General features: G+C 70.1%; 21 protein-coding genes. 13 read left to right on the forward strand and 8 right to left on the reverse strand.

Annotation, left to right across the window (positions count from 1 at the left end; translation table 11 throughout):
- Both ABLG96_RS05445 and ABLG96_RS05450 read right to left on the reverse strand, forming a co-directional pair.
- Window positions 1-6327: a GH92 family glycosyl hydrolase gene (locus tag ABLG96_RS05445; protein ID WP_353650372.1), complete on the reverse strand. Its 6327-nt coding sequence runs from the start codon at window positions 6325-6327 to the stop codon at window positions 1-3.
- Window positions 6328-6670: 343 nt separating this feature from the next.
- Window positions 6671-7435, reverse strand: coding sequence for a copper chaperone PCu(A)C (locus ABLG96_RS05450; protein ID WP_353650373.1), 765 nt, complete (start codon window positions 7433-7435; stop codon window positions 6671-6673).
- Window positions 7436-7801: 366 nt separating this feature from the next.
- Between ABLG96_RS05450 and ABLG96_RS05455 the strand changes: the two genes are divergently transcribed.
- The 3 genes from ABLG96_RS05455 (at window position 7802) to ABLG96_RS05465 (ending at window position 10058) form a co-directional block, all read left to right on the forward strand.
- Window positions 7802-8284, forward strand: coding sequence for a CarD family transcriptional regulator (locus ABLG96_RS05455; RefSeq protein ID WP_353650374.1), 483 nt, complete (start codon window positions 7802-7804; stop codon window positions 8282-8284).
- 32 nt (window positions 8285-8316) lie between these two features.
- A complete protein-coding gene (ispD, locus tag ABLG96_RS05460) occupies window positions 8317-9465 on the forward strand; it encodes a 2-C-methyl-D-erythritol 4-phosphate cytidylyltransferase (RefSeq protein ID WP_353650375.1) in 1149 nt (382 codons plus the stop codon).
- A gap of 104 nt (window positions 9466-9569) precedes the next feature.
- Entirely contained in the window at window positions 9570-10058 is a 489-nt protein-coding gene (locus ABLG96_RS05465; RefSeq protein ID WP_353650376.1) for a hypothetical protein, read from the forward strand.
- Between the two features lie 27 nt (window positions 10059-10085).
- On the opposite strand, the gene ABLG96_RS05470 is transcribed toward ABLG96_RS05465, so the two are convergent.
- Window positions 10086-10364, reverse strand: coding sequence for a DUF1905 domain-containing protein (locus tag ABLG96_RS05470; protein ID WP_353650377.1), 279 nt, complete (start codon window positions 10362-10364; stop codon window positions 10086-10088).
- On the reverse strand, window positions 10361-11002 hold the full coding sequence (locus ABLG96_RS05475) for a DinB family protein (RefSeq protein WP_353650378.1): 642 nt from the start codon (window positions 11000-11002) through the stop codon (window positions 10361-10363). The genes ABLG96_RS05470 and ABLG96_RS05475 overlap by 4 nt, the downstream gene beginning before the upstream one ends.
- A 73-nt stretch (window positions 11003-11075) precedes the next feature.
- On the opposite strand from ABLG96_RS05475, the gene ABLG96_RS05480 reads away from it, so the two are divergent.
- Complete coding sequence (locus ABLG96_RS05480) at window positions 11076-12122, forward strand: sigma-70 family RNA polymerase sigma factor (RefSeq protein WP_353650379.1); 1047 nt, start codon at window positions 11076-11078, stop codon at window positions 12120-12122.
- A 50-nt stretch (window positions 12123-12172) separates the two neighbouring features.
- Here the strand turns inward: ABLG96_RS05480 and ABLG96_RS05485 are convergent, their stop codons facing one another.
- Window positions 12173-13465: an MFS transporter gene (locus ABLG96_RS05485; protein WP_353650380.1), complete on the reverse strand. Its 1293-nt coding sequence runs from the start codon at window positions 13463-13465 to the stop codon at window positions 12173-12175.
- 28 nt (window positions 13466-13493) lie between these two features.
- On the opposite strand from ABLG96_RS05485, the gene proC reads away from it, so the two are divergent.
- The 8 genes from proC (at window position 13494) to ABLG96_RS05525 (ending at window position 20081) form a co-directional block, all read left to right on the forward strand.
- A complete protein-coding gene (gene proC, locus ABLG96_RS05490; RefSeq protein WP_353650381.1) occupies window positions 13494-14339 on the forward strand; it encodes a pyrroline-5-carboxylate reductase in 846 nt (281 codons plus the stop codon).
- A 337-nt stretch (window positions 14340-14676) separates the two neighbouring features.
- Window positions 14677-14850 (forward strand): helix-turn-helix domain-containing protein, encoded by a 174-nt coding sequence (locus ABLG96_RS05495; RefSeq protein ID WP_353650382.1) that lies wholly within the window; start codon window positions 14677-14679, stop codon window positions 14848-14850.
- 172 nt (window positions 14851-15022) lie between these two features.
- On the forward strand, window positions 15023-15124 hold the full coding sequence (locus ABLG96_RS05500; RefSeq protein WP_353650383.1) for an AURKAIP1/COX24 domain-containing protein: 102 nt from the start codon (window positions 15023-15025) through the stop codon (window positions 15122-15124).
- A gap of 297 nt (window positions 15125-15421) precedes the next feature.
- Window positions 15422-16552 (forward strand): NAD-dependent epimerase/dehydratase family protein, encoded by a 1131-nt coding sequence (locus ABLG96_RS05505; RefSeq protein WP_353650384.1) that lies wholly within the window; start codon window positions 15422-15424, stop codon window positions 16550-16552.
- Window positions 16553-16575: 23 nt separating this feature from the next.
- Entirely contained in the window at window positions 16576-17469 is an 894-nt protein-coding gene (locus ABLG96_RS05510; protein ID WP_353651391.1) for a lysophospholipid acyltransferase family protein, read from the forward strand.
- Window positions 17469-18197 (forward strand): DUF2071 domain-containing protein, encoded by a 729-nt coding sequence (locus ABLG96_RS05515; RefSeq protein WP_353650385.1) that lies wholly within the window; start codon window positions 17469-17471, stop codon window positions 18195-18197. Before ABLG96_RS05510 ends, ABLG96_RS05515 begins: the two co-directional genes overlap by 1 nt.
- A 182-nt stretch (window positions 18198-18379) precedes the next feature.
- Window positions 18380-19249 carry a methyltransferase domain-containing protein gene (locus ABLG96_RS05520; RefSeq protein ID WP_353650386.1) on the forward strand — a complete coding sequence of 290 codons (870 nt, stop codon included), beginning with the start codon at window positions 18380-18382 and terminating at the stop codon, window positions 19247-19249.
- A gap of 22 nt (window positions 19250-19271) precedes the next feature.
- A complete protein-coding gene (locus ABLG96_RS05525) occupies window positions 19272-20081 on the forward strand; it encodes an LLM class flavin-dependent oxidoreductase (protein WP_353650387.1) in 810 nt (269 codons plus the stop codon).
- A 122-nt stretch (window positions 20082-20203) separates the two neighbouring features.
- On the opposite strand, the gene ABLG96_RS05530 is transcribed toward ABLG96_RS05525, so the two are convergent.
- Complete coding sequence (locus ABLG96_RS05530) at window positions 20204-21088, reverse strand: HAD-IB family hydrolase (protein ID WP_353650388.1); 885 nt, start codon at window positions 21086-21088, stop codon at window positions 20204-20206.
- Between the two features lie 166 nt (window positions 21089-21254).
- Between ABLG96_RS05530 and ABLG96_RS05535 the strand changes: the two genes are divergently transcribed.
- Entirely contained in the window at window positions 21255-23162 is a 1908-nt protein-coding gene (locus tag ABLG96_RS05535; protein ID WP_353650389.1) for a class I adenylate-forming enzyme family protein, read from the forward strand.
- Between the two features lie 56 nt (window positions 23163-23218).
- On the opposite strand, the gene ABLG96_RS05540 is transcribed toward ABLG96_RS05535, so the two are convergent.
- A complete protein-coding gene (locus tag ABLG96_RS05540; RefSeq protein ID WP_353650390.1) occupies window positions 23219-24916 on the reverse strand; it encodes a sodium:proton antiporter in 1698 nt (565 codons plus the stop codon).
- 10 nt (window positions 24917-24926) lie between these two features.
- Window positions 24927-26444: a PLP-dependent aminotransferase family protein gene (locus tag ABLG96_RS05545; RefSeq protein WP_353650391.1), complete on the reverse strand. Its 1518-nt coding sequence runs from the start codon at window positions 26442-26444 to the stop codon at window positions 24927-24929.
- Window positions 26445-26525 lie beyond the last annotated feature (81 nt).

Below are 26525 nucleotides of genomic sequence, written 5' to 3' on the forward strand. Positions count from 1 at the left end.
CTAGCGGGAACGGATCACGACCACCGCCGACGTCTTCCCCGCAACGTGGGTGCTGTCCGTCGGGGTGAAGGTGGCCTGGACCCGGACCGGCCGGGACGACACGGGCAGCGTGGCCCTCGCGGTGCCGCGCGCGGTGAGCGTCACCACGGCGACCCGCCGGCCCGACTCGAAGATCTCCACCCGACCGCTCGGTCGGGAGCCGTTGGTGAGCGTGCCCACGCTCACGTCGACCACCGGTCGGGTGCCCGTGCGGAACGTCGACCCGGTGACCCGGATGCTCTGCGGCGTGGCCTTCACGACCGTCACCGTCGCCCCGGGACGTGAGGTCCCCATCGCGGTCGTCGCGCCGGCGGCCAATGTCGCGGTGATCGACGTATACCGGCCGACCGGCGTGGTCCGGCTGAGGGCCAGGGTGGCGACGGAGCCGCCGCCCTGACGCGCGGTGATGATGCCCTGGCCCAGCACGGTGGACCCACTGCGGAACGTCACCCGGCCATGGGTCTGGCCGGTGACCACGGTGCTGAGCGTCGCCACCGACGACGATCCCCAGACCTGCTGCGTGCGACTGGTGGTCGGCGCCGACAGGGTGACCTTCTTCTTGGTGACGGTCACCGACTTGGCCGGCGTGGTCTGCGGCAGGTAGCGCTCGTCGCCGAGGAACCTGGCGGTGATGCGGTGCGTGCCGACGCCCAGGGTGGACACCCGCAGTGTTGCCCGGCTCGCCGACAGGGTGACGACGCCCAACGTCCGGGTTCCGTCGAGGAACTCGACGCCGCCGATCACGCCCTTGTCCGCGGTGGCGGTGAGCGACACCGTCGCACCCAGCGGCGCCGTGGTCGGGGTGACGGACAGGGCCAGCCTCGGCGAGACCCGTGGGATGACCACGGTCAGCTCGGCGGTGGCCACGGTCTGCGACCGACTGCCGAACGCCTTCACCGGATAGCTGCCGGCCATGGCCGTCGCCGGCACCGTCAGCGGCAGCGAGAAGGTGCCGCCGGCGGTGCTGGTCACCGTGCGCACCACCGGCCTCGTGGTGTCCAGCTTGACGTCCACCCGCTCACCCGCGGTGAAACCGGTCCCGGTGACCGTGAACGTCTCACCGGGCTTGCGGCTGCCGGGGGTGAGGGTGATCGCGGGGGACGGATCGTTCTGCGACACCGTGATGGTGGTCTGGGCGGCGCTGCTCGTGAGGCCGTCTGTCGCGGCGATGCGCACCGCGTAGCGACCAGGTTGCCGATACTGATGGCTGCCGGTCACCACGCCGTCCGCCCCGGTGGTGCTGACGTCGACCGGACCGTCGTCACCCCAGTTGACGGTCGCGACGTAGCCGCCGGTCGGACGACCACCGGAGACGGTGGCCAATTCGGCGCTGAAGGTGTCCCCGACGATCTGCTCGGCAACCTCGCGCGCGGTGGTCAGCACGCGGCTGCTCGGTGATCGGACACCGTCCGAAGCCACCGCGAGGATGTGCAGCTGACCCTCGTTCACCGAGTGGTCCAGGTTCGGCATGGTCAGCGTGCTGACCGTCTTGCCGGCCTCGAGGGTGATCGGGTCGAGGTAGTAGATCCCGGTGGTGAGGGTGTCGGAGCCGTCGGTTCCCCTGAGCCTGCCGGTGGTGGTCAGCAGCACCTGGCTGCCGGTGATCGGCGCATTCGCCGCCCCCACCCAATCACCGAAGCCGAGGGTGAAGCTCTGCGTGGTGCCGTCGGTGTAGGTGATGGTCGCTCCGCCACTCTGCGCGCCCTCGTTGGCGAAGCCGAGCAGCGACAGGCGGGTGGCGCCCTTGCCGAGGTCGACCCCGACGGTCTGGCCACCCGCGCTGAGGTTGTCCGGCTCGCCGGCAGCGGTCAGCGGGATGTCAGCGGTGAGCCCGGTGTCACCGAGCGGGATGCTCTCGCCGGGGATGAAGCCCTTGTCCCGCAGCGCATTCCGGTTGAGGCCCCAGCCGTTGCCGTCGCAGTCGACGGCGACACCCGGCACCGTCATGCATGCCAGGTCGAAATTCCCCAGGAGCGTCATGTCGAGGCTGACGATCGCGGTCGCGACCCCGCCGACGTCGACCACCTGGTCGCCCTGTCGGGTGCTGACCGCGATGCGCACCGAGTAGGTGCCGGCGGACGGGAACCGGTGGCTCGCGGAGATGCTCACGCCGCCGACCCTCGCCCGACTGACGGTGGCCGGCTGCGGGCCCGCGCCGTCCTGGAAGTCGACGGTGGCCGTGTAGTCGGCCGGATCGTTCGAACCGCCCTTGACGACCGCCCACGCCCTGCTCGAGGAGTCGGTCGAGGTGGTGCGCACGGTGGCGGGGAACAGCGTCAGCTCGTCGGTCTGCCGGTTCGGGTCGGCCAGCAGTTCGAACTCGGCGAGGGACGGGCTGCCGGCGCCGCCGGTGGCGGTGACGTGCAGGCGGTAGCGGGTGAACAGTGTCGGATCCGCGATGCTGAACGCCCGGGTCTGGGTGGCCCACCGGAAGTCCTGGTCGCTGCGGTTGTCGAGCGCCGTCCAGGAATCACCGTCGTTGGAGCCTTCGAGTGTCCAGGCGGACGGAGCGTCGCCCGTGGCGGCGCCGGTCAGGGTGTAGGTGGTGACGGCAACCGGGCCCTGGCTGCTGGCCCAGTCCAGCGTCGGGGCGGCGGTGTCGAAGGTGACGCCGCTGCGCGAGTTGTCGTCGGTGAGCCCGTCAGCATCGACCGCTGCGGTGTCGATGAGGCGTGCGGCCGTGCCGTCACTGACGGTCAGCTCTCCGGTCGCGGGCCCACTGACGTCGATCAGCGGGGTACGCGGCGCTGCCGCGGTGTCCTGCGCACCCCAGTTCGACGGCTCGGCCGACATGCCGAAGGTCAGGTTCGCCCCATCGGTCAACGCCGACTGCTGCAGCACCGCCTCGGTCACCGGAGTCCCGTTGAGCGACAACGACTTCACGTAGGGCGTCGTACGGGTGTTCTGCGGCGCGTCGATGGTCAGCGTGCCCTTGCTCTGCCGGTGCACGACGGTCTTGTCGAACAGCGGCGAGCCGACGACGTACTCGCCGGAGGCCAGCGACAGCGGGTAGAAGCCCATGGCGGCGAACAGGTACCACGACGACATCTCGCCGTTGTCCTCGTCGCCGGGGTAGCCCTGGCCGATCTCGCTGCCGACGAAGAGCCGGTCGACGATCTCGCGGGTGATCCGCTGGGTGCCGCTCGGCGCGCCGGCCGCCGCGTACATCCACGGGATGTGGTGGCTGACCTGGTTGCTCATGCCGAACTGTCCAAGCCGGACATCTCTGGCTTCCTTGGCCTCGTGGATGCCGTAGGAACCGGTCTCCTGGAGGGCGAAGAACGCGTCCAGCTTGTCCAGCAACCCTGTCCGGCTGCCGTACAACGCTTCCAGGCCGGCCACGTCGTACGGGGTGTGGAAGGCGAAGTTCCAGCCGTTGGTCTCGGTGTAGTCGCCGCCCCAGGACGTCGGGTCGAACTGTTCCGGCGACTTGGCGAACCCGCCGGAGGCGGTGCGGCCCTGGAAGAAGTCGATCTCCGGGTCGAACATGTTGACGTAGTCCTGGGCGCGCTTGGTCAGGTAGGCAGCGGACTCCTTGATCTCCGACCGCCGGGCTTGCGGGGTCGCCGGATCCGCCGCAAGGGCGGCGCCCATCTGTCCGACGGCGTAGTCGTTGATGTAGCCCTCCAGGCCCCAGGAGACGCTCTCGCCGGTGGCGGTCGAGGTGTAGCCGAGGAACGGTGAGGTGTCCAGACCCTTGCGCCCCACTGCATTGCTGGTGGGCAGCACGGTCGCGTTCTTCAGCGCCGCGTCGTAGGCCTCGAGCGCGATCGGGGTCGGCAGCGCTCCGGAGACGTAGGCCTCGGCGAAGGAGGCGTCCGAGCTGGTGCCGGTCATCAGGTCGGCGTAACCGGGGGAGGACCACCGGGCGATCCAGCCACCGTCGCGGTACTGCTGGACGAAACCGTTCACCAGCTTCGCGGCGAAATCGGGGTACAGGAACGAGTACAGCGGCCACACCGTGCGGTAGGTGTCCCAGAACCCGTTGTTGACGTAGATCTGACCGGGGACGACGGTCGCGTTGCTGACGGTGTCCCCGGCGTCACCGACCGGGCCGGTCACCGGGCTGGCGTACATCCACTCGGGCGCGGTCTGGGTACCGGTGTTCTCGGACTGCGAGTTCGGATACAGGTTGAGCCGGTACAGGTTCGAGTACAAGGTCGCTTCCTGCGCCGGGGTCGCCTGCGGGGCCTCGATCGCCCCTAGCCGGGAGTTCCAGGCATCGGTCGCGGCGTGCCGGACCTCCTCGAAGCTCCGGCCGGCGACCTCGAGATCCAGGTTGTGCCGCGCCTGTGCGGTCGACAGGAAAGACGTCGCGACGCGCATCTCGACGGTCTTGTCGGTGCTGGTGTCGAACCGGACAGCGAGACCGGAGGTCCGCGCGGAGGTGACAGCGGAGGAGACCGGGGTGGCGTCGAAGTCGGCCACGAAGTACATCCTGGTCCGGCCGGCGGACAGGCCGCTGCCGTTCTCCACCCATCCGCTGACCCCTGTGCCGTCGCGGGTGAACTTCGAGCTGCCGTCGACGCGGTCGATGATGACGCTCTGGCTGTCCGCCGTCGCAGGTGCGGTGAAGGAGTAGACGGCTGCGTGGTCGGCCGGGGCGATCTTCGCCAGCAGGCCGTTGTCGAAGGCAACCTGGTACAGATCGGGGCGAGCGATCTCGCTGTCGTGTGTGAACGCGAGCTTGCGGGCGTTCAGATCACCACTGGGCGCGGCTTCGGTGCTGAGGGACGGCATGAACGCGAGCTGGTTGCGGTCGCCCATCCACGGGCTGGGCTCGTGCGAGATGCCCAGGGCGTTCAGCATCGGCCGGTTGGCCGCGTTGTTCTGCTCCGCGTACTTGTACAGCCAACTCTGCGAGCCGGCGTCCGTCATCGGGGTGTAGAAGTTGAAGCCGTTCGGGACGGCGGCGGCCGGGATGTTGTTGCCACGGGAGAAGTTCGAGTTCGCGTTGGTGCCGCGGCGGGTGTCGACGTGGTCGACGAGTCCGTCCGGGGTGGTGAGCTGGTCGGCCGCGGCGATCGCGAGGTCGTCGATCCAGCCGGAGGTCGACCTGCCGGCCTTCGCGTCGGGGAAGTCGTAGCTGAGCAGGATCTTCGAGATGTGCTTACCGGCAAGGGATCCGAGGTCGACCCGCACGGCGTTCCACTGGTTGCCGTACAGCACCTTGGAGGTGCCCTGGCCCTGCGCAGAGGCCGGGAAGCCGTACTGGTCGACGAGGGCATCGGCCGACACCAGAGTGCCGTCGTCCAGCTGCAGGTCCACTGCGGTGAAGGTCGCTGCCCAGGTCAGATCGCCGCCCTCGAGCACCGGGAAGATCTTGTAGGCCAGTTCGGTGTCGGCGCCGACGGTGAGGTCGAGGTTTTGGAACAACACATCGGTCGCGCTCGCCGGCCCGTCGGCGACCGGGCTGCCCGCATAGCGCAGCGCCTTGAGGCCGGAGAAGCCGACACCCGACTTGACGGTCGGTCCGCTCACCGGCCCGGCACCGACCGCGCTCACCATCGGCGACGGAGCCGGTACGCCGGTGCTGCCGTCCAGGATCTCCCAATCGGCCAGCTGCAGGATCGCGCCGCCGTTGTTGGCCGTGATGTCGAGTCGGTAGTACAGGTAGGCAGCCGGGGTGGCGACCGTGTACTGCTTCGTCGCGAAACGATCCGGGAAGGCCTGGTCGGTCCGGCTGTCGACGGTCGTCCAGGTGGTCCCGTCCGGCGAGCCCTGGATCGTCCACGATTTCGGGTCGCGGTCGTCCGAGTCGTTGGCGGAGGTCAGCGAGTACGCGGCGACCGTCTGGGCGGACGTCAGCCGGTACTGGGCCCAACCGGTGCGCTGGAAGGCGAGCCACTTCGTCGAGCTGTTGGCGTCTGCGAGGCTCGCCGCCGGCTCACCGGGGGCGTTCTCGGCGGAGGCGGTGACCTCGGCGACCGCTCCCAGCAGACTCCCCGGCCCGAAGCTGCGGCCGGTGAAGTTGACCGGCTCGGTCAGCGGCATCGAGACCTCGGGGACGGGATCGCCGGTCTCGAAGGAGCTCTCGAACTCGGAACCCGCTGCGGCAGTGACGGTTCGAGCCGGTTCAGCCGGCCGTACGGCTGTCGATGCGATCGCCGGCGCGGGTGAGGTGGTGGTGGCGTGCGCGGGGGAGGTGCTGAAGGCCAGGGCGGCGGCCGTGACGACCGCCAGCGTTGCGCGGACACCCGGCCTGCCGCGTCCCGCCCGGCGCGCGGTCCCGGAGACAGCGGGGGAACCGCTCCGGGTGGCTGATCGGCTCGTCATCGGGTCGGTCATCAGGACTCCTGCGCTGGAGGGAAGTGCGCACAAAACCGACTGTGGTGCCGGTCACGCAGGAGGAATGTAACTGGCGGAATTTCGTCCGTCAAACAAACTTGAAAAATTCTTTCGGGCGACGGAATTGTTCCGAGCTCGATCATTAAAGAATGGGCCCGGCGGAACCCGTCAGTCACGCACGGGACGGGGCAGTCTGCGGATTACTACCGTCCTGCACCGGCTTTCGAGAATTCGCTGGCGGGTCACCAGGAATCATCCGTGCGATTGCGGACGCGAGTGACGGGAACGAAAGTTGCAACTCCCGAAGACCGTCGCGCCGTGCCGCACGAGTTCTTCGACGGGGTCAGAAGCCGTTGCAAGCAGAGGCCGGGGCTGCGGTTGCCGACGCACCGGACATCGACGACCCGGCCTGGCCCGATCCACCCGCGACGCCGGAGCTCTCGGCGACGGTCGTCATCGAACCCTCGGCCCCGCTGCCGGTCGCCCCGGCATGGGACTCGCCGCCCGCTACCTCCCCGGCGCCGTGCCCCTCGGCGCCGGTCAGCCAGACCGGAGTCGGGTGGGGCGGCTGGATGTCGATGGTGTCGCGGGTGCCGCGACGCTCGACCGGGTTCGCGATCGGCACCCGGACGGTGACGGTTCCGGCCTGCGCGAACGTGAACGTCACCGGGATCGACTGCCCGAAGCACAGCGGCCGGCTGAGGCCCTCGAGTGAGATGGTGTGCTCGGCGGCGCTGTTCACCTGGACGTTGAACTGTTGGGGCAGAGCGATCTTGCCGGCGCTGATCGTCACCTTGGCCGCGTCCGGCGAGCTGACACCGGTCAGGGTGTCGCCCTGGGTGCCGTGGTTGCTGATCACCAGGGAGACCGGGACGGTGCTGCCCGGACCGTAGTTGGCTGCCGCAGGGGTCTCGAAGATGACGTTCAGGACGCTCAGCTGGCCGACCGAGGCGTTGCCGCCGTCGATCGCTGCCACCTGCTGGGCGGTCTGGGAGACCTGACCGGCGGCGCAGCCGGAGACCGCAAGCGCCAGGCCGAGTGCGGCCGCGGCGATCACCGGCGCAGAGCGACGGGAGGCGTGGCGAGGGGCCTGGATGGTGCGCGACACGGCGATCCCTTTCGTCGATCAGGTGCTGCGGGGCGATGGCCGTGCTCCACAGCGGCGCGGTCGTGGTGCGACGCGCGGAAGCCGGAACTCCCACCCCAGAGATTAGCCGTCCCCGGACGCCGGTGGTGAGTCGGGCGCCCACGGCGCTCGGAGGGTCGTCCGGAGGCCGCGGACAGCCCTCGTCAGCACCCGCGATCCGGGTGTCGCAGAGCCCCGGAGGAGCGCTCGATGCACGGTCGGCACGGGTTTGTCAAGTGTTCGGCGAGACCTGGGACAACGGTCGTATGCCCCCTGACCTGCGACAACGAGTGGGCGCGGCCTGCTGGACGTGGTAGGATGGGTGCAGCGAAAGGGGCATGTGAGCACATGGTTTTCAAGGTCGGAGAGACTGTTGTCTACCCCCATCACGGGGCCGCGCTGATCCAGGCCACCGAGACCCGCGTGGTCAAGGGCGAGGAGAAGCTGTACCTGGTCCTGAAGGTCGCCCAGGGCGACCTGACCGTGAAGGTTCCCGCAGAGAATGCCGAGATCGTCGGTGTTCGTGACGTCGTCGACCAGATCGGACTCGACAAGGTGTTCGAGGTGCTGCGTGCACCGCACACCGAGGAGCCCACCAACTGGTCGCGTCGCTACAAGGCCAACCTGGAGAAGCTCGCGTCCGGTGACGTCAACAAGGTCGCCGAGGTCGTCCGTGACCTGTGGCGTCGCGACAAGGAACGTGGTCTGTCGGCCGGTGAGAAGCGCATGCTCGCCAAGGCCCGTCAGATCCTGGTCTCCGAGCTCGCACTGGCCGAGCACACCGACGAGCCCAACGCCGAGATCATCCTCGACGAGGTCCTGGCTTCCTGAGTCGACTTCGTCCCGGGTAGATCTGACCACCGATGACGGTCGTCGCACTTGTTCCGGCCGCAGGCCGGGGTGAACGCCTCGGTCTCGGCGTGTCCAAGGCGTTCGTCGAGGTTGCCGGCCGTCCGCTGGTCGCGCACGCGGCAGCCGCGTTGTTCGCCGGTGGAGTCGACCGGGTGGTCGTCGCCGTCGCAGCGAGCGACTGGGACCTCGCCCATGAGGTGCTGGGCGACCACTGCATGGTGGTGCTCGGTGGCAGCGACCGGACCTCGTCCGTCGCCGCTGCGCTGAGCCACGCCGGTGACGACGCCCGGATCATCCTGGTGCACGACGCTGCGCGGGCGTTCACCCCACCTGAGTTGGTGCGCCGGGTGATCGATGCCGTTCGCAACGGCGCCGACGCCGTGGTACCGGTCCTCCCGGTCACCGACACGATCCGCCGTCACCTGGCACCGTTGGACACCGAGTTCGTCGGCGGGTCCAGCGGCGGGATCGTTGATCGCGACACCCTGCGCGCAGTACAGACCCCCCAAGGATTCCGCGCCGAGGTGTTGCGTCAGGCGCACGCCGCAGCAGGTCCGGCAGGCGCCACCGATGACGCCGCGCTGGCCGAGGCGCTCGGCACGGTGGTCAGCTTCGTGGCCGGTGCCCCCGAGGCCGGCAAGATCACCCACTCCGACGATTTGACGATCGCCCGTGCGTTGCACGAATCTCCCACCATGCGGATCGGCAGCGGCCTCGACGTGCACCCCATCGAGCCGGGCCGCGCCTGCCGTCTCGCCGGTCTGGAGTTCCCGGACGACGACGGCTGCGCGGGCCACTCCGACGGCGACGTCGCGGCCCACGCGCTGTGCGATGCGTTGCTGAGCGCAGCCGGTCTCGGCGACCTCGGGTCGGTGTTCGGTACCGACGACCCGCGCTGGGACGGTGCGTCCGGCCTCGATCTGCTCGGCGAGGTGATGAATCGGCTCCGGGCAGCCCGGTTCGAGGTGGTCAACGCCACCGTGCAGATCATCGCCAACACCCCGCGGATCGCAGCCCGCCGCGTCGAGGCCGAACAGGTGCTCACCGCCGCGATCGGTGCGCCGGTCTCGGTCTCGGCGACCACCACCGACGGGCTGGGGCTCACCGGTCGCGGAGAGGGTCGCGCCGCGCAGGCCACCGCTCTGGTGCGCCAGGTCTGAGTTCCGCGCCGGCCATCTGCCGATCATGTCGTCGTCCGACCTCGACATGCGGCCGCGCACGTCAGGGCTTACCGTCGGATGATCCATCGACGGAGGAAAATCCCATGAGAATCGTCCCGCGAGCCCTGTTCGGCGCGATCTCCGCGCTCATCATCGCCACCGGTTCGGTGGTCGTCACTGCAGGTTCGGCCTCCGCCGCACCGGCCAAGCTGTCACAGAGCCAGGCCAGTTCCCAGCTCGGCGCCGCCGGTATCCGAGTCACCTCGAGCGGCGGCTGCACCACCAGGAGCAACTCCAGTTGCACCTCCTTGAGCCAGGTCAATGCGGCCACCATCCAGGGCGCCGTCACCCTCAAGAACGCCAGTGGCTGCGCGCTCACCGTCACCGGCGGGACGGAGGTCGGCCACGCCAGCGGTACCTACAGCCACTACAACGGCTACAAGCTCGACTTCGCCATCACCAGCTGCCTGACGAACTACATCACCGGCAATTTCACCTCCATCGGTGGCAGCAAATGGAAGGCCGGCTCCGGCAACATCTACTACAGCGAGAGCAACCACTGGGACGTGACGTTCTACAGCTGCGGCTGCTGACCGCGGCCCGGATCACTGGGCGCCTGCTCAGCTGTTCCGGTGGGTGAGGAGGACGTCGACGAGGTCGCCGGCGGTCGCCTTGCCGATCGTCTTCGTCAGCGCCGCTCGGATCGGCAGCCAGTGCAGGCCGGCGCCCGAGGGCATCAGGGTGGCCTCGAACGGATGGCCGTCCAGGGTGCCGGCGACCTTCACCGCTCGGCCCGTCCCCAGCAGCTCGACGGATCCCGGTACTTCCAGATAGGTGGCGAATGCGCCGTCCTTGCGGATCGGCGCCGTGAGCCGATGGTCCAGCGGGCCGGCGCTCATCGCACGCCCGCCGTGAAGCCGGATGCCGCGCGAGCGGTGGCCTCCACCATCTCGTAGCGGTGTCGCCAGCCCTCCGCATCGGGGACGTCCCCGCCGCCGGTGTTGTCCAGCTCGGACTCAGCCTCGGAACGTCCCAGCGAGCCGTCGATGAGCTCGCGCACGATGTCGGCGTGCCCGACGTGGTGTTCGGTCTCGGTCACCAGATGCACCAGGATGCGGTGCAGGCCAAGCGGTTCGGGGGAGAGCCAGGGGGCGTGGGTGACGGCGTCGTCCGGGAGTGCGGCCAGCGTCGCATCGGCATGCGCACAGGCGTGCCGATAGTCCTGGATCAGCTGATCGCGGGATTCGTCGGTGGTGGCAAGGAAATCACTGCGCACTGCCGACTGCTGCCCGAACCAGCCGGGTGCGTGCGCGGAGATACGCCCGAAACAGGCGCCGAGATAGAGCAGCTCGACACCGGTCAGATGCTTGATCAGTCCCAGCAGGTTGGTACCCGACGGGGTCAGCGGACGGCGCACGTCGTACTCGTCGAGTCCGTCGATCTTCCAGAGCAGCGATCCGCGTGCCTCGACGAGATAGCGGTGCAGCTCGTCGAGTTGGACGCGGGTGGCGGTTCGATCGGTGGTGGGCACGCTCATCGGAGTTCTCCTCGGTGGTGGCGACATCGGCTGTCACTGAGTACGACTGCGCGGCTGCGGCACAATCATCGGTATGAGCGCATCCAGTGCGGACGTGGTGTCCGGTGTGACCCTCGATGCCGCCCGTCGCGCCGAGGACGAGGCCACGTTCGCCGAGGCCGTCGGGCCGTTGACTCCGCAGCTGCGCGCTCACTGCTATCGGATGCTCGCCTCCACGCACGATGCGGACGACGCCGTGCAGGAGACCCTGCTGCGGGCCTGGCGCGGACTCGAGGGATTCTCCGGGACGGGTTCGCTGCGTTCGTGGCTGTACGCGATCGCGACCAGGGCCTGTCTGGATGCGCTCGTGTCGCGGACGCGCAGGGCGCTGCCGATGGACCTTGGACCGGCCAGCGAGACGGTGGTGCTGCAGGAGGGCCCGTTGACGGATGTCGCGTGGCTGCAGCCCTTCCCGACGGCAGGGATGGCGGCAGGTCCGCTCGACCCGGGTGCGACGCTGGAACAGCAGGAGGCTGTCGAACTGGCCTTCGTCGCTGCGCTGCAACATCTTCCACCGAACCAGCGGGCCGCTCTGGTGCTGTTCGAGGTGTTGGGATTCTCTGCGGCAGAAATTGCCGACACCATGCGAACCTCCCGTGCCTCGATCAACAGTGCCCTGCAACGGGCCCGGAAGATCGTGGCGGACGAGGTCCCTGCCGTGAGTCAACTGCAGACACTGCGGATGCTCGGCGACGAACGGCTGCGGGAGGTGGTGGACGAATTCACCTCGGCGCTGCAGGACGGCGATGCTGCACGGCTGGTTGCGCTGCTGTCCCAGGACGTCAGCTGGTCGATGCCGCCGCTACCGGGCTGGTACTCGGGAATCGCCTCGGTGACCGACTTCGCCGTCCGGGTACCGCTGGGCTCCTGCGGACAATGGCGCTCCCGGCCGGTGTCGGCGAACGGACAACCCGCGGTCGCGCTCTACCTGCGGGCCGCCGGCGACGGTCCGTTCACTGCATGGTCGATCAACCTGCTGTCGGTGGACGGCGACGGCCGGATCCGGGAGATCACCTCGTTCCTGGGAGCCGAACACTTCGCTGCCTTCGGGTTGCCCATCGAGGTGCCGCCGGACTCCTGACCGCAGATCCGCCCGCGGTGGCCCGGTTCGGCGACGCCGGCCCCGCGACGTCAGGCGGTGAGCTCGTCCTCGAGGAACCTGCGTCGGGAGACCCCCAGGCCGCAGAACAGATGCACCACCAGCACCCCGCAGATCGCGATCAGCGACCACGTCCAGCCACCCGTCCAGTCGTGGATGATGCCGAACAGCACAGGTCCGACGGAGGCGATCAGGTAGCCGGCGGACTGCGCGAATGCGGAGAGCGCCAACGTTCCCTGGGGTGTCCGGGTGCGCAGGGCGATCAGCGTCAACGCAGTCGGGAACGAACCGCCACCCAGGCCCAGCAGGATCGACCACAGCGACGGTGCGGAGCCCGGCGAGAGGATCAATCCGAGATAGCCCAGGGAGTAGCAGCCGATCATCGCCACGATCAACACCCTGGGCGTGTGGATGCGCCCCAACAGCCAGGGCACGATCGCGGCGATGGGAATGCCGATCGCCGTCAGCAGCGAGACCTGGAACGCTGCCGCCTGATCGCTCAGGCCGGCGTCGACGTAGATCTCGGGCAACCAGCCGAAGGCGACGTAGGCCTGCATCGACTGCAGGCCGAAGTACCCCGCCATCGCCCACGCCAGCCGGGAGCGTCGCAGCGACGTGACGGGGATGGCGCGGGCCTGGCTGGCGCGGGGGAGCGGACGCCCGACGCTCACCACCGTCGTGATCCACGGGATCAGGGCCACCGCAGCCAGCGCCGACCACAATCCGATCCCCAGCCGCCAGTCCCCGCCCAGGGACGTCTGCAGCGGGATGGTCAGGGCGGCGGCGATCGACCCGCCGGCCGTCAGCAGCACCGTGTAGCAAGCGGTCACGACGGTGATCCGGTCCGGGAAGTGCAGCCGGACGAGGCCGGGCAGCAGCACGTTCCCGGCGGCGATCCCGGCGAGCGTCAGGACCGAACCGATGAACAGCATCGGCACACCGGGCACCACCGCGCGGAGCAGCTGGCCGGCGATCATCGCCAGCACTGCCAGCAGCACGGTGCGATGGGATCCGATCCGGGCAGCGACGGCCGGTGCGCCGACGCCCAGCAGGGCGAAGGACAGCGTCGGCAACGCGAGCAGGACCCCGGCGGAAGCGCCGGTCAGGCCGGTGTCGCCGCGCAGCGCCGGGATGACGGCGCCGAGCGCGTTGACGGCCGGACGGAGGTTGATGGCCAGCAGCAGCAGGGCCGCGAGAACCACCGGGCGGAACCAGGCCGGCCGATCGCTGTACGGCAACGCCGGGGCGGCGCCGGGTGCGGGTGCGGGGCCTCGCACGGCGCCGGGGTCGGGGCGTTCACCGGTGTCACCGTGCAGCTCACTCACCGGACGAGCCTAATGGGATGCTCAGGGCATGACCGACCAGCCTTCGGCGCCCTCGAGCGTCCCCGCTGTCCCCGCTGTGGCGATCCTGGGCGCCGGCAAGATCGGGGAGGCCCTGCTCTCCGGCCTGCTGCACGCGGGACGCACAGCGGATTCCCTGATGTTCACCGAGCGCTACGCAGCGCGCTGCGGAGAACTGACGGAGCACTACGGCGTCCCCGCTGTCACGACGGAGGAGGCAGCCCGGGACGCAGACGTGCTCGTGGTGGCGGTCAAGCCGCAGGACATCGAGGTACTGATCGAGGCGCTGGCCACCAGCATCACGCCCGGCACGCTGGTCGTCTCGCTGGCAGCCGGCATCCCCACCTCGCTGTACGAACGGAGTCTGCCGACCGGCACCCCGGTGGTCAGGGTGATGCCGAACACGGCGCTGCTCGTCGGGGAGGCGATGTCGGCGATCTCCGGCGGGGCGGCCGCCACGGACGAGCACCTGGCGCTGGTGGAGGAGATGCTGACCAGCGTCGGCAAGGTGGTGCGGGTGCCGGAGTCGCAGCAGGACGCGGTGACGGCGTTGTCCGGCTCGGGTCCGGCCTACTTCTTCTTCCTGGTCGAGGCGATGATCGATGCCGGCATCCTGCTCGGACTGCCGCGAGCGGTCGCGAGCGACCTGATCATCCAGTCGGCGGTCGGAGCCGCGCTGATGCTCCGTGATTCCGGTGAGCACCCGGTGTCCCTGCGCGAGGCCGTCACCTCACCCGGCGGCACCACGATCGCGGCCATCCGGGAGCTGGAGAACCACGGCGTCCGGGCGGCGCTGCTGTCGGCGATCGAGGCTGCAGCGCTGCGCTCGGTGGAACTCGGCGCCGCGCACGCGTGACGACCGGGTGTCGTTGCGTGAGCGGGCGCGGCTCGATCGCAGCGCCACGGATGGTCCAGCGGGGCGGTGACCGGATGTGAAATCGCTCGGTCTGCGACACGCCGGTATGGATTACGGAAATAATCATCTGAATCAGGTAGGGGATCCTGTCGCTTCTGTCCCACTGGTACCGCTACAGTGCGTGGAGCACGAGCGCGACTGTGTCCGCCAGGTGGGGAAGCCAGGCGGCGTGATGCGTGCCGAGAGACGGTGCACGATGGCCACTGGCCCCGATGGTCGTACAGCTGGCGAACCCGAGCAGGCGAAGTCCCCTGCCGGTGCAGCCCCCTTGTCCGAGATGCGTTTTCTGACGGTCGCAGAGGTGGCGACGGTGATGCGGGTGTCCCGGATGACCGTCTACCGCCTGGTGCATTCCGGCGAGCTCCCCGCGGTGCGGGTCGGTCGCTCGTTCCGAGTTCCGGAGCGCGCCGTGCACACCTATCTCGAGCAGGCGTTCAACGACGTCGGCTGACGCGGCACGGTGCCGGTCCGCTCGGTCGGGCCGGTCCGTCGGTGCGGCTAGACTTGCGCTCAGGCTTCGGTAGCGTCGCGCGTCCCCTCCGGTTCCGGGGTGGTTCGCCGTCGTACCGGGTTTCCCCGGCGCCCCAGCGGCGCCATCAGATTCGACAGGATGGTTGGAACACATGGGCTCTGTGATCAAGAAGCGACGCAAGCGGATGGCCAAGAAGAAGCACCGCAAACTGCTCCGCAAGACGCGCGTGCAGCGTCGCAAGGCCGGTAAGTGACCGACGCGATCGCTCGCGTCGTCGCAGCGTCCTGCTGATCTCGTCGCGTTCCGAACTTTCGCTGAACCCCTGGGACCTCCGGTCCCAGGGGTTCTGTGTGTCCGGTGCCGCGACGAGCCTGCGGGCAGGATGTCGCAATGACACTGCAGAGCAGCCGGCTGGTCGCATCGGTACGCGATCTGGTCACCTTCGTGTGACGTGCCCGCCGGTGCGGCCACCGGTACCGATCGCCGCTCCGGCGGACCGTCCGGCGGACATAGACTCATGCCAATTCCCTGCCACTGGTGAAGGAGTCCGATGGCCTCGACGGTGCTCGTCACCGGGGTGACCCGGTTCCTCGGGTCGTCGCTGGTCGGGCTGCTGGCCGGCGGCGGCAACGGTCCGCGGGTCATCGGTGTCGACGCTGCGCTGCCCGACGCCCGTGCGCGGGAGCGGATGGGCGCAGCGGAGTTCATCAGGGCGGACATCCGCAGCCCACTGATCGCCCGGGTGATCGACGAGGCGCGGGTCGACACCGTCGTGCACGCCTCCACCTCCGTCACCCCGGTCGCCGGGTCGCAGCGCACGCTGGCGAAGGAGATGAACGTCCTGGGCACGATGCAGCTGCTGGCTGCGTGTCAACGCTCCGACCGGGTGGAGAACCTGATCGTCCGGTCCACCGCCGCGGTGTACGGCGGATCCCCGCGAGACCCTGCAGTGTTCACCGAGGACAGCGAGCCGCGGGCGCTGCCCACCTCGGGACCCGCCCGGGATGCGGTCGACATCGAGGGTTACCTGCGGGGTTTCATCCGCCGCCGCCCGGACGTCCGGGTGGCCGTGCCGCGGTTCGCCGAGATCATCGGGCCGACCGTGCAGACCCCGCTGACGCGGTACTTCTCGCTCAGCCCCGTCGTGCCGGTGACGCTCGGGCGGGACGCACGGCTCCAGTTGGTCCACGAGAGCGATGCCGTCGCCGTGCTGGCAGCGCTGGTCACCGGTGACTTCGCGGGCACGGTCAACGTCGCCGGCGACGGCGTGCTGACCGTCACCCAGGCGATCCACCGGGCCGGGCGCGTGCCGGTGCCGGTGCTACCGAACGTGATGGGCCTGCTCGGCAGCGGGCTGCGGCGTCTGAAGCTGAGCGGCTTCTCGCCGGAGCAGGTGGAGCTGCTCAGCCATGGCCGGACGCTGGACACCACCCGACTGCGCGAGCAGGTCGGAGTGCGGCTCGACTTCACCACCGAGGAGGCGTTCGCGGATTTCGCCGACCGCCTCGACCACCCGGTGCGGGCGCTCAGCAGCCTGCTCGGCATCCCGCGGTGGGGGGCGCGGCAACCGAATGAGTACCCGCTGCCCGCCGCTGCCGTCGTGCCCGGCGAGCCTTCCGTACCGACCGTTCCTCGTCCCGACCGGCCGAAGCTGGTCAGCATCGACGGGGGACTGACGTGAGCGATCATCAGGCCGGCGCGGCCGTGCCCGATTTCGGGGTCGGCACCGGGACCCCGTCCCAGGAGCAGCCTGCCGGTGGCTGGCAGGACACCCTGGCCGGCCTGTTGGCGGCGACCCGCCGTCGGCTGACCGGCGACTACGAGGTCGACGACTTCGGCTACGACCCCGACTTCCACGAGAACTTCGTCCTCCCACCGCTGCGGTTGCTGTTCGAGCGGTGGTTCCGGGTCCAGGTCCAGGGCATCGAGAACCTGCCGGCCGAGGGTGGTGCGCTGGTGGTGGCCAACCACTCGGGCACCGTGCCGATGGACGCCGCCATGCTCACCGTCGCCATGCGCGATCACCATCCGCAGCAGCGGGTGCTCCGGACGTTGGCGGCGAACCTGGTCTTCGACCTGCCGGTGTTCGGGCCGCTTGCCCGCAAGTCCGGCGCCACCCTCGCCTGCCATCCGGATGCGGAACGACTGCTCGGCCGCGGCGAGTTGGTGGCCGTCTTCCCGGAGGGCTTCAAGGGCATCGGCAAGCCGTACCAGCAGCGGTATCGCCTGCAGCGTTTCGGCCGCGGCGGTTTCGTCTCGGCTGCCCTGCAACAGCGGGTACCGATCATCCCGGTGTCGATCGTCGGCGCCGAGGAGACCTACCCGCTGATCGCGTCCGTGCCGCAGCTGGCCCGACTGTTCGGCCTGCCGTACTTCCCGATCACCCCGACGTTCCCGCTGCTGGGTCCGCTCGGGGCGGTCCCGCTGCCGTCGAAGTGGATCATCGAGTTCGGTGAGCCGATCCCGACCGACACCTACCCGCAGGACGCGGCCGAGGACCCGATGGTGGTGTTCAACCTGACCGACCGGATCCGGGAGAGCATCCAGCAGACCCTGTACCGGCTGCTGGCGCAGCGCGGGCACCCGTTCTTCGGCTGATGGCAAGCCTCTCACCGCGGGCCCCCGAGCTTCGTCGGCCCTGGCTCATGCAGCAGGACTGGCAACACCTGACGTTCGTGCACTGGGCGATCGACCCAGCCATGGTGGCCGACATGATGCCGCGCGGCGTGCGTCCGGACACCCTCGACGGCGCGACCTACGTGGGGTTGATCCCGTTCCGGATGCACGACGCGGGCCCTGGCCGCGGCCCGGGGGTGCCGTACCTGGGGACCTTCGCCGAGACCAACGTGCGGCTCTACTCGGTCGACGACCATGGTCGGCACGGCGTGGTGTTCCGATCGCTCGAGACCACCAGGCTCGCGGTGGTGCTCGGCGCGCGAGGGCTGTTCGGGACGCCGTACATGTGGGCCAGGATGTCGATCGACATCAAGGGCGACGTGATCACCTACTCGACCCGGCGGCGGCTGCCGGGTCCGCGCAGCGTCGGCGGCACCATGCGGGTGCGGGTCGGCGCGCCGATCGACGAACCGTCACCGCTGGAGGTGTTCCTGACCGCACGGTTCGGTCTGCACACCTCGTGGCTTTCCCGACCGTTGTGGATCCCGAACGCGCACCCGCCGTGGTCGCTCCGACAGGCGACGCTGGAGCATCTCGACGACGGGCTGGTCGCCGCTGCCGGGCTGCCCGGAATCACCGACCGGACGCCGGATTCGGTTGTGCACTCCGTCGGTCTGCGGACCGAGTTCGGCTTCCCCCGGCGGGTCTGAGACCTCCTACCGCCATCGCCCTGGCAAGGGCAGAACTGCGGGTAGGTGGTCATGAGCGCCCTTTCCTGGAGAGGATCGGTATCCCTGCAGGTGTATGGGGCGTCACTACAGGTACAGACTGGAACGGGCGGGCGGGTGCTCGCAGACTCCGGTCACACCGCACCACCACCCGGAGGCCGATCATGAGCAACGCCGACACCACCACAGACACTGCCCTGGCTGACGCGAGAACGGCGGATGACGCCGATCGGGAACTGAAGGCCAGACATCGGGCTCTGTGGGCGCTCGGCGACTACACCTCGGTCGCCACCGACGTGATCGCCCTGCTCGGCCCCACCCTGGTCGCCGCCACTCAGGTCGGCCCCGGTGATCGGGTCCTCGACGTGGCGGCCGGGGCGGGCAACGTTGCGATCCCCGCGGCGCTGGCCGGCGCGGACGTCATCGCCTCGGACCTGTGTCCCGAACTGCTCGCCGACGGTGAACGGCTGGCAGCCGAGCAGGGCGCGACACTCCGTTGGCAGGAGGCGGACGCGGAGGCGCTGCCGTTCGCGGATGCGTCGTTCGACGTGGTCACGTCCTGCGTCGGGGTGATGTTCGCGCCGCACCACCAGCAGACAGCGGACGAGCTGGTCAGGGTCTGCCGGCCGGGCGGCCGGATCGGGCTGATCAGCTGGACACCCGCCGGCTTCATCGGGCGGATGTTCGGGGTGATGCGGCCCCATGCCGCGCCGCCGGCCCCGGGCGCCCAGCCGCCGCCGCTGTGGGGCGATCCCGACCACGTCCGGGAACTGCTCGGTGACCGCGTCACCGACCTGGTCATGCAGCGGCGGACACTGGAGGTCGGCACCTTCAGCGGCGCGGAACACTTCCGCGACTTCTTCAAGGCCCGCTACGGGCCGACCATCGCCACCTACGCGCGGATCGCAGAGGATACGGCGGCCGTCCGGATCCTGGACGACGGGCTCCTGGCACTGGCCGACGAGTTCGCCGTCTCCGAGGATCCGTACCTGATGGAGTGGGAGTACCTGCTGGTGACGGCAACCGGGGCCTGATGGCCGCCCGTACCCTCTGGTGATGCGCCACGCCCTGTTCCTTCCCGTCTTCGACGTGCTGGCGGATCCGCGCGAGGTCGCGCGGATCGCTGCGGAGGCCGAGGAGGCAGGCTGGGACGGCACCTTCGTCTGGGACCACATGTCCTACCGGGCGCCGGTCGCGCAGATCGCTGATCCGTGGATCACATTGTCCGCCATGGCATCTGCGACGGAGCACATCCGCATCGGTCCGATGGTGACCCCGCTGCCGCGGCGACGGCCCACGGTCATCGCCCGGCAGACAGCCACCCTCGATCGGCTCAGCGACGGTCGGCTGACCCTCGGTGTCGGGATCGCCGACGACTCCGCCGGCGAGCTGTCGGGTGCCGGGGAGGAGCTCGACGCGCGCCGCCGGGGTGCGATGCTCGACGAGGCGCTCGAGATCCTGCAGGCTGCCTGGACGGGCGAGAACGTCGACCATCACGGCGAGCACTACACGGTGCAGGGCATCGCATTCCGCCCGCGCCCGGTGCAGGAGCCGGCCATCCCGGTCTGGGTGGCGGTGCGCGCCGGCAACCCCCGTCCGCTGCGCCGGGCTGCCCGGTTCCAGGGGGTGTTCCCGGTCGGCGTCGATCATCCGGAGGTGCTGGCCGAGATCGTCGGGGCCGTCACCGAATTGCGTGCCGCGGGCGAGCAGACGGGTCCGTACGACGTGGCGATCGGCGGTACCCCCGGCACCGACCCCGCGCCCTACGCCGCCGCGGGGGCGACCTGGTGGATGGAGGCTTTCGGGCCGTACGACCTGTCGCTGGACGCCGTGCGCGGTGTGCTCCGCGACGGCCCGCGACGCTGAACGGGTGGCGCCGGACGAGCACCGCGCCTGCAGAACAGTTTTGGTGCTTCGCCATCTGCCGGGCGGCGGCGCACCACTGGAACTGTTCTGCAGCACCGCGCGGTCGACCGGGTGATCGATGCCTAACGGAGGCGCCGCCGGACCGCGAGCCCACCGAACACCGCGCCGGTGATCGCGCCGGCGCCCAGCACCGAGGGCACGCCGATCCTGGCCGCCTTGCGGGCGGTGCGGAAGTCGCGGATCTGCCAGCCGTGCTTCCGGGCGGCGTCCCGCAGCGCCCCATCGGGATTCACCGCCACCGCGGTTCCGACGACGCTCAGCATCGGGACGTCGTTGATCGAGTCGGAGTACGCGGTGCATCTGCGCAGGTCCAGGCCCTCCGCCGCGGCCAGTGCGCGCACCGCCGAAGCTTTCGCGGGGCCGTGCAACATCTCACCGACCAACCGTCCGGTGTAGACGCCGTCGACGGCCTCGGCCACGGTGCCCAGCGCTCCGGACAGGCCGAGCCGGCGCGCGATGATCTGGGCGAGCTCGACCGGGGTTGCGGTCACCAACCACACGCGTTGACCGGCATCCAGGTGCCGCTTGATGAGCTCGATCGATCCGGCATAGAGCCGATCGGCCATCTCCTCGTCGTAGATCTCCTCGCCCAGCCGGACGATCTCGGCGACGGTGCGGCCGGCGACGAACGACAGCGCTTCCTCGCGGGAGTCCCGGATGTCTCCGGAGTCCTCGCCGGCGAACCGGAACCGGACCTGCCGGACGGCGAATCGCACCAGATCACCGGTGGTGAAGAACTTGCGGGACGCGAGTCCGCGGACGAAGTGGTAGATCGAGGCACCCGCCAGCACGGTGTTGTCGACGTCGAAGAATGCGGCTGCGGTGAGGTCGGTACCGGGGGCCAGCGGTTCGGCGTGCGCAGCGGCCGATGCGGCCTCGGCAGACGCCTGGCCGGCGAGCTGGGCTCTGGCGGCGCGTTCGCGCGCGGACGGTCTGGTGAGTCGCACCCCGCACCTCCGTCCACTCGTCGCGCGCCTTGCCGGTGCCCCCAGGGTATCGAGCCACCGATCGCACTACCCTGACGGTGGTGTCCGGATCCGTGCGCGGGTCCGGATCCGGGGCGGGACGTCTCTTCGATCCCCACCGTCGCACAGGCGAGAGGAGCAGGACGCGGTGACGAACGCGAGCGAACCGATGGTCAACTGGGCGGAGCTGATCCGCACGGCCGGGCAGCGGCATGCTGCGCGGATCGCCATCATCGACTCCGGTCGGTCCATCAGCTGGGGTGAGCTCGACGCGGCAGCGGATGCCGGCGCTGCTGACCTGTTGGAGTCCGGTTCGCACCGCGGAGATCGGGCCCTCGTGGCGCTGCCCAGCTCGGCCGACCTGGTCCTCACCCTGGTGGCCACCGCCCGGGCCGGTCTGGTGGCCGTTCCGGTGGATCCGCACCGAGCAGACCTCGCGACGGTGGCCGCGCGGGTCGGGGCCAGGCTGCTCCTGGTCGCCGACGGATCCCCCGAGGTCGCGGGCGTGTCGACCGTGTTCGCAGCCGCCGACCTGCGCCGATGGTGGACGGCTCACCGGGCGCCGGTGTCGGCCGTCGGGGGCGGCGAGGACCTCGCCGTGCTGGCGCGTGCCTCGCGCAGCTACCGGGCCGTGATGATCTCCCACCACGCGGTGCTCGCGGCCGTGGCCGCGGCGACGGGGGCTCCCGGCTCCCGGCTGCGCGCCGACGACCGCGCCGTGATGGCGTTGCCCGTGCACCATCTCGCCGGCCTGGTGACGGCGTTCCTGCCGCTGGCCGCGGTCGGCGCCGCGGCGGTGTTCCCCGAGGTCGATCCGGCCGGCGGCGATCTGAGCGGACTCCCGTCGCTGATCCGCAGCGCGAAGGTGACGATCATCCCCGGGTCGCCCGGGGTGTACCGCGCGCTGCTGGCCACCGAAGGAGTGGAGCGGGCGCTGGCCAGCGTCCACCTGATGACGTCCGGTGCAGCGCCGCTCCCGTCATCGGATTTCTCGGCGATCCGCGCAGTGACCGGACAGCACGTGTGGGAGGGCTACGGCATCTCGGAGTCGACGTCCGTGGTCGCCTCATCCCTGGTCACCGCCCGTTCCCGTGCCGGATCCGTCGGCTGCGCGCTGGGCGGGCTCGAGATCAGGATCGACTCCGGAACCGGCGACGCGGCCGGTGACGAACCTCCTGGGGTCCCGCAGGATCCGGGCAGCAGGGTGGGGACCGACGGCGGCGTCGATGCGCTGGACGGGAATCTCGCCGACGTGACCGGGATGGGTGACGTCGGCCGGATCAGCCTGCGGGGTGCGACGCTCTTCAGCGGGTACTGGCCGGACGGCGCCGACGGTCCCGGTGAGGACGGTTGGTACTGCACCGAGGATGTCGGCTATCTCGACGATCTGGGGGAGCTGCACCTGGTCGACCGTGCGGACGAGACGTTCACCGTCTCAGGATTCACGGTGTACCCCAAGGAGATCGAGCAGGTGTTGGCGGCCCATCCGGACATCGCCGCCGCTGTGGTCGGGGCCGTTCCTGGAACTGGTTCGAAGCCGGCGCGGGTGGTCGCAGTCCTCAGTGCCAGGGCCGGTGTCGAACGGCCGGGTGTGCAGCAGTTGCAGGGATACGTGGCGGCACGGCTGCCGATCTTCAAGCGCCCCACCGAGTTCGCGTTCGTCGACGCCATCCCGCTCACCGAGCTGGGACGGCAGGACCGCGTCGCGGCGCTGGGTCTGGCCGGCTTCGTCGCCGGTGGTCGGTCGGTGGCGGTGCTCGGCAGTGTGCGACCGACCGCAGTCAGGGCCGCGCAGCCCGAATCCGCAGCAGCCGCTCCGGGTGTCGACAGTGCTGTGCCGTCACCGGACGATCAGGACGCCACCGCGGACCCGACGCCGCACGATGCAGACGGCCGCGCCGACGCCGAACCGTTCGAACCGACGGCGCCGGAACGCGGACCCGAGCAGGCCGCCGACCTGGACAGCCTGGGCGGACGTCTTCCTGGTGCGGGGAACCGTCGGGCCCGCAGCCTGTCGGATGATGACGACGACCTGTTCGGTAGCGAGTACTCGTAGTCCCCCGATCGGACGGCTGCCTGATCGCTGAAGCACTGCGCCGGCCACCCGGGATGTCAGTGCGTTGTTTCGCCCCGTCGCTCGAGCGCGTCCAGTAGACCCTGCACCTTGAGATAGGTGTCGGCGCGGTAGTTGCCGATCGATCGTTCGTCCAGCAGCGTCTCCCGCAGGGCAGCGACGTACCGCTCGGTCAGTTCGATCAGCTGATCCCGGTGGTCGATCTTCGCCTGACCCTCCGGCAGGGCGCCGGTGAGCAGCGGAGCGAACAGCTTGCTCATCCGCTCGACGACAGCCGGCGCGATGGGCTCCCCCTCGATCTGTTGGTCCTCCAACGGCCCGAGTCGTTCCGACACCGTGTCGACCATCTCGGACACCAGGGAGCGGATCTCCTCGCGCTTGTCCTGCACGCTGCGCTCGCGGAAGTGCATGCGACGGATGACGAGCGGCAGAGTGCTGCCGAACCCGATCAGGGTGGCGACCGAGACGACGAACGCGACGAGCACCACGACCGCCCGGTGGTCGGTGCCCTCCGGGATCGTCTGCGCGGCAGCGAGAGTCACCACACCGCGCATGCCGGCCCAGCTGAGCACCAGGGCCCCCTTGCGGCCGATGGGCTGGTCCTCCTCGAAGGCCAGATCGGCGCGCCCGCGGTCGATCCACCGCCGGATGTTCTGGGCCCGCCGCTCCTGCTGGTGGGTCTCCGGTTCGATCGTCTCGAGCTCGGACTCGGCGTCCTCGATCCTGCGTCTGCTCCGCCGGGTGCTGTTGTGCCGGGACCCGAACCGGATCGCCACCAGCACACCCGCCGCCCGCAGTGCCAGCAGCAGCACGAAGACCACCGCGGCGATGGCGGCAACCGTCGACATGCTCGACTCGGTGCGAGCGTCCGTGACCAGACCGGGCAGCTCGAGGCCCATCACCAGGAAGACCGCGCTCTCCAGGACGAAGCTGATAGTCGCCCAGTTCGCGGCCTCGGTGCCGCGGGCCGCGGCGGAGAACCTGTGCGCGGAGCGGTGTCCGGTGATGACCCCGGCGACCACGGTCGCCAGCACTCCTGACCCGTGCAGCTCCTCAGTGGGGAAGTACGCGAGGAACGGCACGAAGAACGAGATGGTGCTGGTCAGCACCGGATCGCTGATCCTGGCCCGCACCATGATCGTGATGCCGGCGATCAGCCCGCCGACCACCAGCGCGACGAGCACCGCGACGGCGAAGTCGCGCAGCGACTGCCAGAAGCTGAAGGTCCCCATGACCGCGGCCAGTGCCGTGCGCAGCAACACCAGCGCGGTGGCGTCGTTCATCAGGCTCTCGCCCTCCAGCACGCTCATCAGCCTCGGCGGTAGCCCGAGTCGCCGACCGATGGCGGTGGCAGCGACGGCGTCCGTCGGGCTGACCACCGCGCCCAGCGCCACTCCCAGCGCAATCGGGATCTGCGGGAACACGGCGTGCACGACGACACCGATGACCAGCGCGGAGGCCACCACCATGATCACCGAGAGCCAACTGATCTGGCCGAGGTTGCGGCGCAGATCGGTGACCGGGAATCGCACGGCGCTCGAGTACAGCAGCGGCGGCAGCACGCCGGCGAGGATCCATTCCGGAGCCAGCACGAAGTCCGGGATCGCCGGCAGGAAGCTCGCGGCGATCCCGACGACGAGCAGCAACAGCGGGACGGCGACTCCGGTCCGGCGGGAGAGCACCGTGGAGACGATGACGACGGCGAGCGCGGCCACGGCGATCAGCAGGTATTCCACGGAAGCGATGCTAGAGGGGCACCGGCCCGCTCGGTGCCGCCTGGGCGACGACGTGGTCCACCGTGCTGCGGACCAGCTCGAGTCCGCGTCGCAGGTCGTCGTCGGAGATGCCGGAGTAGCCGAGCACCCAGCCGAACCGGTCACGGGGTCGGGAGCTCGCCCAGTAGTCGCCGAGCGCGCCGAGCTGCACATCGACCGCCAGCAGTTGTTGTTGCACAGCGGATTCCACCGCAGTTGCGCTCACCGCGTCGGCGGTCCGCACCAGCTCGAGCACAGCGTGCAGGCCGCCGTCCATCGCCAGCACCCGCACCGCTGTGACCTCGGTGAAGGCGTCGGAGAGAAGAGAGCGTCGACGTCGGTACTCGCGCCGCATCCGCTGCGCATGCCGACGCAGCCCGCCGGCGGCGAGGTAGTCGGCCAGCGCCCGCTGGACGATGGGCGCCGGGGCCGGGCCGAGGTCGGAGCGCAGCGCGACCATCTCCGGCAGCAGGGTCGCTGGGAGCACCGCAAAGCCGCTCCCCAGATCGGGGGTCATGGTCTTGGCGAACGAGCCCAGCGTCACCACCCGTTCTCCTCGCGGACTGCGGGGACCGCGGTCCAGCGCAGCGAGGGCGGGCAGCGGCGCGCCGACGTAGCGCAGCTCGGAGTCGTAGTCGTCCTCGATCACCAGGGCATCCGTCCGGCGTGCCCAGTCGAGCAGCCGCAACCGTCGGCCGACCGGCAGCGATGCCCCGAGCGGGTACTGGTGGCTGGGTGTCACCAGCACCAGGTGTGCCGGGTGGGACAGCTCTTCCAGGGCAGTCACCGAAAGTCCGTCGTCGTCGACGGGGATCTCGACGACGGCTGCGCCGTACCGGTGCAGGACCCTTCGCAGCGACGGATAGCCGGGGTCCTCGACGGCCACCCGCGGCGGATGGCCGAGCCGGACGGTGATGATCTGCAGCAGGGCGGCGAGCGCGTCCCGCGCGCCGCCGGTCACCACGATCTCGTCGGGTTCGACCACCAGTCCGCGCATCTGCCGCAGATGCGCGGCGATCTCGGCGCGTAGCGCAGGCAGACCGGGCGCCGGGACGGAGGACGGGGACGGGTGGGCAGCAGCCCGCCGCCATGCCTGCCGCCAGCTGGCGTCGGCCAACCCGGTGACGCCCGGCCGGCCCGGGCGCAGATCGACACCGGCCGTGGCTGCCGGACCGGCGATGGAGGATGGCTGGCCGGTCGGAGCCGGCGGATGCGGGCGCGGGGCCGGGTGCACCAGCGACAGGTCGGGATTGACGACGGTCCCGGAACCGTGCGCGGCCGCCAGATACCCCTCGGCGGCGAGCTGGTCCCAGGCGGTCAACACCGTTCCTCGGGAGATGTTCCAGCCGGCCGCCAGCCGGCGGCTGGAGGGCAACCGGTCGCCGGGCCGGAGCGCCCCGCGGGTCACCAGGTCGCGGAACCCGTCGACGATCTGTCCGGGCAGTCGGCCGAGCGCCGGGTCGACGACGATCGGCACGTCAACCGCCGCGGTGCTGCTGGTTCGGGTCACGTAGTCAGCGTGGACCCGCCAAGTGGTCCAACGCAAGTGGCGCGGAGTGGATCTGGCCCTGTGCCACTTCGGCGGGCACAG

Source organism: Nakamurella sp. A5-74, from assembly GCF_040438885.1.
Classification (GTDB): Bacteria; Actinomycetota; Actinomycetes; order Mycobacteriales; family Nakamurellaceae; genus Nakamurella.